The following is a 6,879-nucleotide window of genomic DNA, read 5'->3' as shown; positions in this document are numbered from 1 at the left end:
TATCGCGTACTAAGAACTTTGTAATCGGTTGTTTTACAGTCGACATAGTAATTGTATGCGGAAAAAAGGACGTTTACGTTTGAAAATATGATTAGCACACTTTTGTCGTGCTTCGCTAACCAGGTTGTAAGCATATTCTTCAAAGATGTGATAGTCTCTATCTTGATTTGCTCTTGCCAGCGATGACTTTGATACATTTTTACCCATTCCTAAATGATAACATTTGGAATGATGGGCTTCAAGAGCAACGATCAAATCTCGCCAACTTTCACAATTAGAAAGTTGGACAAACATCAAAGCAAGTAGTTGATTCCAGCAGGTGAAGCGCTTCACATATTTGTCACCATCATACTTGGTGACTATGCGGTTAAACTTACTTCGATTCAGAAATGAAGCCAATTGAGCGAAGACGTATTTGTCTTGGAACATATGCCATCGGATTAATCTGATGCAAAGCTACAAATTCAAGTCCGTTCGCTCGGAGAATCGTTGTAACTAACTAAATTTCAAATATTTCAAAGAACTCTTTTAGATTTTAATGAGACAGTAATGATGCTATATATTAGTGAAATATCATTTGTGTGAAGTCCTATGTTTAAATATCTAATTATGAAGAAAATTCTTTTTTGTAATAATTGTTTAAGTGGCCTTATTCATTTTCGTAAAGAAGTTATTGATGAATATGAGAAAATGGGGTATGAGATTGTTATTGTCGTTGCTAAACAGAAGGTCACAGAAGTGGAATTGGAGAAGCTTTCTAAAAAATGGAAAGTGAATCTTGTATCGCTAAGTCCGAATAGCATTAATCCCTTTTCTGATTTAAAATATTTTTGGGAGCTATATATGATTTATAAAAAAGAGCTTCCCGATATAATATTTCATTATACAATTAAACCAAATATTTATGGAACAATAGCTGCAAGGTTATTGAAATTACCATGCGTTGCTATGGTGGCTGGTTTGGGGTATGTATTTGAGGGTAATTCATTAAAAAAAAGGATTGGTCGTAGTTTGTATAAATTTAGTTTGAGACGTTCTAATAAGATCATTTGTTTAAATGCTGCAAATGCAGAAGTGCTTCTTAATGGTAATTATTGCAAACCTAATAATTTAATCTGGTTTAAAGGTGGAGAAGGTGTCAATTTAGATCTTTATCCTTATAAGCCAATGCGATTTGAAACAACGAAATTTTTAATGATAGCACGAGTTCTTTATGATAAGGGGTATACCGAATATGTTGAAGCAGCTAAAATTATAAAACGTAAGTATCCTAATATAGAGATAGAACTTTTGGGAGCTTTAGCAACAGATAGTCCTATGGGGGTTCCTGAAGAAATAGTGAAAAGTGATCATAATAATGGATTTATCAACTATTTAGGTACGACCAATGATGTCCCTTCTTATGTTCTCAGAGATGGAGTGGTAGTGGTTTTAGTTAGCAAATATTTGGAAGGACTTAATAGATCTTTAATGGAAGCTTGTTCTATGGGGCGTCCTATAATTACGACTACTAATCCGGGATGCCAAGAAACTGTAGAAAATGGAGTTAATGGCTTTTTAATACCACCAGGAAATCATATTGCTCTTGCGGAAGCGATGATAAAATTCATAGAACTTCCACAAAATAGAAAAAAAGAGATGGCAGAAGCGTCAAATGCAAAAGCTAAAAAAGACTTTGATATAAGAATTGTATTAGATTATTACAAATCAATAACTAAAGATATTGTAATGTGTAATATATAGTTGGAGTTTAATGTACCTTAAAGTCTGAAGAATGCAAATTTCGTAAGGCTGCCAAACGTAAGGTAAAATCCCTTTAGGAAGAACTTGATTATGCAACTCAAGAACGTGTACTTGGCGAACCCTAAAGTTGAGGTTTACGGACATAGTATAGAGGTTTATGAACCGTGTTTCTGTATTCAAAATATGCAGTGTATTTTTCGGGGTTATTAGCCATTTTTTTTGCAGATGTTCACACAATGTAATCTTGATACTATAATTTTCATATGTCAATAATGTTAACAATGGAACAATAGACAAACGATGTCATTACTTCCCTCAACTGGGGAAAGAAGATTGATGTGGCACGTATTTGTGCGTGTATACTTGTGTAAGGAAGCTAAGATGAGCCTCACCATTTATCAAAAAATAAGAAAAGGTGTAGCGTTCGTCACGACTGCCTGATGCGCTTGCCGGAAAGCATGCGCCGGATGATGACAGAAGAGGAGTTCGAGGAATTTTAGAGAGGGCTTATCATTGACAATTGACGATTGGCACACTTATATGCCCTTTTAAAGGGGATACCTTAAATTGATTGCTTATTATATACATATCTGAATTTATGATAATTTGAAGGGTTCTTATGTACAAACATTTTTTTAAACGTATAATAGATTTTTGTATTGCTTTTGTGGCGTTGAGTGTCTTATTACTACCATTGGTATTAATTGCCTTATGGCTTCACTTTGCCAACAAAGGTGCAGGTGTTTTTTTCTTTCAGGAACGTCCCGGAAAGAATGGCAAGATATTCAAAGTCATTAAGTTTAAAAGTATGACAGATGAGTGTGATGCTGATGGTAATCTGTTGCCTAACGAGATGAGAATTACCAAAGTGGGACGTTTTGTGAGAAAGACTTCTATTGATGAGCTTCCTCAGTTGATTAATGTCTTGAAAGGAGATATGTCACTTATTGGACCTCGTCCGCTTTTGCTGGAATATTTGCCATATTATACTGAGCATGAGCGTTTGCGTCATACGGTCCGTCCAGGTATTACAGGATGGGCACAGGTGAATGGGCGTAATGCAGTGAAATGGGATGATCGTTTGGAAATGGATGCGTACTATGTGGAACATTTTTCGTTGGGGATGGATTTGAAAATAATCTTCAAAACTATTAAAAATGTACTGATAAGCAAAGATATAGAGGTTGTTCCTACAGGAAGGCTTCTTAGTGTAGAGCGTGCTGAGAAAATGAACAAACAATAATAGTAATGAATATGGGGTGGCAGATGTATTTGAGACGATTGCAAGAAAGTGACTTAAAGGATAGGGTAATGTGGATGAATGATGTCGCTGTTTATCCTCCTATGGGTTTTACTCCTCCTATTTCATTAGAGAATACTGTTAATTGGTATCGTTCTAATTTGAGTAATAACAAACGTGTGGATTGTGTGTTTGTTAACGAAATAGGTGAACTTCTTGCAATGGCAGGACTTACTGGCATTGATTACTCATGTAGAAAGGCTGAGTTGTATTTATTTGTCAATCCTAATCGTCAACGTCAGGGACTGGGTAAAAAAGCGACTTACCTTTTGTGCAAGTATGCTTTTAATGTGTTGCATTTAAACAAAGTTTTTCTTTATACAAATGCTACAAACATTGGTGCGCAGCGAGTGTATGAGTCTGTGGGTTTTAAACTTGAAGGTACACATCGTGAAGAACGTATGGTTGATGGTAATTACGAGGATCGTTTTTATTATGGTCTTCTTGCTAAGGAATTTGATTATGACCAAATACCTTTGTTAATGATTGGTTGTAATAGCTTGATAATGAATTGTATAGATGTGGGGGGGGGTAAAACTTAGAGTTGTCCGTGATGATTTATATCCTTTTGTAGGTGGGGGCAGTAAAGCTCGCAAAGCTGTGGCATACGAGGTCTTCTTACGTGAGAATGGCTATAATGCTATTGTGACATGTGGAGGCATTCAGAGTAATCACAACAGGGCTATGGCTTTGATGTGTGCAAAGAATGGTTGGAAATGTCATTTGTGTATTCAGGGCAGTGAAGAACGTTTTATGAACGAAAAAGGTAATGCTTTACTTGATAGATTGAGTGGTGCGGAGTGTGAACTGATACGTCTGGAAGATACAGCTGTGGCAATGGATAGAGCAATGAAGAAGTTGAAGGAAGAAGGTTATAATCCGTATTACGTGACTGGCGGTGGTCACAATCTTCCGGGTGGTACTTGCTTTGTGGATGCAGTATTAGAATTGAAATACCAATGTGAGCGGATAGATTATAAGCCAGATTATCTCTTTTTGGCATCAGGTACAGGCTCTACTCAGGCTGGTATCGTAGTGGGACTTGATCTCGTTGGTTGGGGGGATGTGAAGTGCGTAGGTATTTCTGTGGCTCGTCAACAGGGCAGAGGCAAGCAAGTGATTGTAGAATTCGCTAATATGCTAGCTGCCCATTATGGTTTGAAGAGAGATTATTCTGAGAGTATTTTTTTCAATACAGACTATTTGTGTGGAGGTTATGAGAAATTCACTCCTGAAATGAAGGACTACTTGGATCAAACAACTGCAAAGACTGGTTTGGTTTTCTCAACCACTTACTCTGGCAAAGGCTTCTATGGGATGATGCAAGAAATAGAAAAGTATCATCTGAAAGACAAGAATATTGTGTTTTGGCATACGGGTGGACTGATGAATATAATGAAATAGGAGATAGACAAATATATGAAGGAGATATAATAATGAATATTCTTTTTACTTGCGCTGGTAGACGTACGTATCTGCTGAAATACTTTAAAGAAAATCTTTCTGAGGGTGATAAAATTGTGGCTACTGACATGTCACTGACAGCTCCTGCATTGCAAGTCGCTGATATGAAGTTGCAGGTGCCTGCTGTGTATGATTCTGAGTACGTAAATATAACGTTGCGTATCTGTGAAGAGCAGAGAATTGATGCTCTGTTTTCACTGAATGATCTTGAATTGCCTATTTTGGCTGAAAATAAAGCGAGATTCGAAGCGATTGGCGTGAAGGTGGTAGTGAGTGACCCTAAGGTGATTGACATTGCTTTCGATAAATATAAGACGGCTCAGTGGATAGAATCATTAGGACTGACTGCTCCCAAAACTTATGTGTGTTTGGAGGATTGCAAAAAAGCTTTAGCTTCAGGTGAGATTACTTTTCCGCTCTTTATGAAGCCTCGATGGGGGAGCGGTTCTATCGGCCTCGAAAGTATTGCTGACATGGAAGAGCTGAATATTTATTATAATCTTTTGATGAAGAAGATTAAGAGAACCATACTCGCAACGGTTTCGGTAGGTGATGAGTATATCATGATTCAAGAAAAGCTTACTGGCAGTGAGTTTGGTCTTGACGTGATGAACGATCTGAATGGTAAGAACGTGGGTGTAAGCGTGAAGCAGAAACTCGCTATGCGTTCGGGTGAGACTGATAAGGCTATTACTCGTAATCTACCTGAGGTTCGTGAGATAGGACGTAAGATTGGTGAGAACCTTGGTCACATTGGAAACTTGGATGTAGATATTATGCAGAAGGCTAATGGGGATTATTGTGTACTGGAGTTGAACCCACGTTTTGGTGGCGGTTTTCCTTTCAGTTATGAGGCAGGTGTTAATCTCCCATTGGCCATCATCAAGTGGCTCAAGGGTGAGGAGGTGGATCCTCAGATGTTAGTACCGGAATGTGGCAGAATGTTCTCGAAGAATGATTATCTCATGGAGATAAAGTAATCCTTAGATGGTTTTAAGAATAAATGGGTAATAGGTGTATGCGAGATGTGGACAATAAGATTGTCCTCCTGCTACAAAAACGAGAATAAAGATAATTTGAATACACATTATGGAAGAATATAAAACAATATATCTCTGCCTTGCTCACATGAGCGAGGAGGGATGGGAACAGAAATATGTCAAAGAGGCATTTGACACCAATTGGGTGGTTCCGATGGGGCCAAATGTTAACGCATTTGAACAGAATCTTGCTGATTTTGCAAATGCGAATTCTGATGGTTCAAAGCTTGCCCGAAAGGTGGTGTGCCTCTCTGCCGGTACTGCTGCTGTTCACTTAGCATTGATTGCATGTGGCGTAAAGGCGGGGGATGAGGTGTGCGTGCAGTCGTTTACCTTCTGTGCTTCTTCACATCCTATTACTTATCTTGGTGCAAAGCCAGTGTTCATCGACTCGGAGCGAGAAACTTGGAATATGGATCCGGAGCTGTTGGAAAAAGCTATCATTGAGCGCAAGGCGGCTATAGGTAAGTATCCGAAGGCAATAATTCCTGTGGCACTCTATGGTATGCCTTACGACTGTGAGCGCATTATGGCGATAGCAGACAAGTATGGTATTCCTGTGATTGAGGATGCCGCCGAAGGGCTGGGTTCTCGCTTCAATGGTCAGGTGCTGGGTACGTTCGGTCGTTTTGGTGTGTTGTCGTTCAACGGCAACAAGATGATTACGACTTCGGGCGGTGGTGCGTTGATTTGCCGTAACGAGGAGGATGCAAACAATATTATGTGGCACGCTACTCAGGCGCGCGATGCGTACTCTTATTATCAGCATACGGAAATCGGTTACAACTACCGTATGAGTAACGTGTGTGCAGGTGTTGGTCGTGGTCAGATGAAGGTGCTCGATAATCATATTGCGCATCACAAGCATGTGCAAAAACTATATAAGGAGCTGCTGAAAGACGTTAAAGGTATACATCTGCATGAACAGCCTGCCGATTCTCGTTACGACTCAAACTTCTGGCTCTGTGCAGCTACTCTTGATGAGGACATTTATATCCAAGGTCAGGAGAAAGCTTACAAGGAAGTCATCAAAACTGCCGTAGGTGGTGCTGCCGGTGTGGTTAAAGAGGTAAATTCGGCTGTTACGGATTGTCAGCCTAACGCCAATGTGGAGGCTCTTCGCATGTTCATGTTCTCGAAGAAGATTGAATGTCGCCCTGTGTGGAAGCCGATGCATAAGCAACCGGTATACGCTGATGCTGTGGCATACGTGAGTGGTGTGTCGGAAGAAATCTTTAAGATTGGTTTCTGTTTGCCAGCTGGTCCGTATGTGACGGATGATGATGTACGTTATATTGTTGATTGCATCAAGGAGGCGATTATCAATTAATA

General features: G+C 39.2%; 6 protein-coding genes and 2 pseudogenes. 6 read left to right on the top strand and 2 right to left on the bottom strand.

The window, feature by feature from the left end; genetic code table 11:
- Positions 1 to 62 precede the first annotated feature (62 nt).
- Positions 63 to 197 (bottom strand): annotated as a pseudogene (locus M1B78_RS10505) (IS4 family transposase); the annotation flags it as partial.
- A gap of 19 nt (positions 198 to 216) precedes the next feature.
- Positions 217 to 429, bottom strand: a pseudogene (locus M1B78_RS10500) (DUF4372 domain-containing protein); the annotation flags it as partial.
- A 180-nt stretch (positions 430 to 609) separates the two neighbouring features.
- Here M1B78_RS10500 and M1B78_RS10495 point away from each other — a divergent pair.
- From M1B78_RS10495 to M1B78_RS10470, 6 genes are all read left to right on the top strand, one after another.
- Complete coding sequence (locus M1B78_RS10495) at positions 610 to 1,743, top strand: glycosyltransferase family 4 protein (RefSeq protein ID WP_257940638.1); 1,134 nt, start codon at positions 610 to 612, stop codon at positions 1,741 to 1,743.
- A 619-nt stretch (positions 1,744 to 2,362) separates the two neighbouring features.
- Positions 2,363 to 2,986, top strand: coding sequence for a sugar transferase (locus M1B78_RS10490; protein WP_257940637.1), 624 nt, complete (start codon positions 2,363 to 2,365; stop codon positions 2,984 to 2,986).
- A 5-nt stretch (positions 2,987 to 2,991) separates the two neighbouring features.
- Entirely contained in the window at positions 2,992 to 3,585 is a 594-nt protein-coding gene (locus M1B78_RS10485; RefSeq protein WP_346015111.1) for a GNAT family N-acetyltransferase, read from the top strand.
- A complete protein-coding gene (locus tag M1B78_RS10480; RefSeq protein ID WP_257940636.1) occupies positions 3,563 to 4,447 on the top strand; it encodes a 1-aminocyclopropane-1-carboxylate deaminase/D-cysteine desulfhydrase in 885 nt (294 codons plus the stop codon). The genes M1B78_RS10485 and M1B78_RS10480 overlap by 23 nt, the downstream gene beginning before the upstream one ends.
- Positions 4,448 to 4,479: 32 nt before the next feature.
- A complete protein-coding gene (locus tag M1B78_RS10475) occupies positions 4,480 to 5,487 on the top strand; it encodes an ATP-grasp domain-containing protein (RefSeq protein WP_257940635.1) in 1,008 nt (335 codons plus the stop codon).
- A 109-nt stretch (positions 5,488 to 5,596) separates the two neighbouring features.
- Positions 5,597 to 6,877 (top strand): DegT/DnrJ/EryC1/StrS family aminotransferase, encoded by a 1,281-nt coding sequence (locus M1B78_RS10470; RefSeq protein WP_257940634.1) that lies wholly within the window; start codon positions 5,597 to 5,599, stop codon positions 6,875 to 6,877.
- Positions 6,878 to 6,879: the final 2 nt, after the last annotated feature.

This window comes from Bacteroides muris (ex Fokt et al. 2023) (assembly GCF_024704895.1).
Taxonomy (GTDB): domain Bacteria; phylum Bacteroidota; class Bacteroidia; order Bacteroidales; family Bacteroidaceae; genus Bacteroides; species Bacteroides muris.
This window is presented reverse-complemented; position numbering and strand designations above follow the sequence as displayed.

Bases quoted from the DNA above. Each gene is read 5' to 3' on its own strand.
- M1B78_RS10475 (WP_257940635.1), top strand. From the start codon at position 4,480: ATGAATATTCTTTTTACTTGCGCTGGTAGACGTACGTATCTGCTGAAA.
- M1B78_RS10490 (WP_257940637.1), top strand. From the start codon at position 2,363: ATGTACAAACATTTTTTTAAACGTATAATAGATTTTTGTATTGCTTTT.
- M1B78_RS10470 (WP_257940634.1), top strand. From the start codon at position 5,597: ATGGAAGAATATAAAACAATATATCTCTGCCTTGCTCACATGAGCGAG.
- M1B78_RS10495 (WP_257940638.1), top strand. From the start codon at position 610: ATGAAGAAAATTCTTTTTTGTAATAATTGTTTAAGTGGCCTTATTCAT.
- M1B78_RS10485 (WP_346015111.1), top strand. From the start codon at position 2,992: ATGAATATGGGGTGGCAGATGTATTTGAGACGATTGCAAGAAAGTGAC.
- M1B78_RS10480 (WP_257940636.1), top strand. From the start codon at position 3,563: ATGTGGGGGGGGGTAAAACTTAGAGTTGTCCGTGATGATTTATATCCT.